Below are 516 nucleotides of genomic sequence, written 5' to 3'. Positions count from 1 at the left end.
AGCTGGCACCCTGGTTGACCGAAGTCGCCGGCGTCCCCGAAATCGTCGGTGCATCATTGACATTGACCACCTCTAGGCTGAATGGACCAAGACTATCCGTCTCTACTCCATCACTGACATGAATCACAATATTCGATGTAGTCCCGACATCGTCGTTGCTCGGCGTGCCGAACAGCTGCCCGGTGGCGGTATTGAAGCTCGCCCAAGCCGGCAGATTGTCGATACCAAAGGTCAGATCATCGTTGTCGATATCACTGGCTACTGGCGTGAAACTGTAACTGGAATCCTGCTGGACGCTGGTCGCCGGGGTACCCGAAATGGCCGGCGCGTCGTTAACATTCACCACTTCCAGGTTGAACGCGGCCAGACTCACGGTCTCGTTTCCGTCGCTGACATGAATCACGATGTTCGACGTAGTGCCGACATCGCCGTTGGATGGCGTGCCGGAAAGCACACCGCTGGCGGTATTAAAGATCGCCCAGGTTGGCAAATTATCAATACTGAAGGTCAGATCAT

Annotated in this window: 1 protein-coding gene; it reads right to left on the bottom strand. The window is 55.0% G+C overall.

Features of this window, described 5'->3' with window-relative positions; genetic code table 11:
* A partial coding sequence (locus tag C9J03_RS26855) for a putative Ig domain-containing protein (protein ID WP_162845596.1) occupies positions 1 to 516 on the bottom strand: 516 nt, incomplete at both ends.

Source organism: Photobacterium gaetbulicola, assembly GCF_003025515.1.
In the GTDB taxonomy this organism is placed as follows: Bacteria; Pseudomonadota; Gammaproteobacteria; order Enterobacterales; family Vibrionaceae; genus Photobacterium; species Photobacterium gaetbulicola.
The sequence above is the reverse complement of the archived record's forward strand: the minus strand, read 5'-3'. Positions and strand labels throughout refer to the sequence as shown.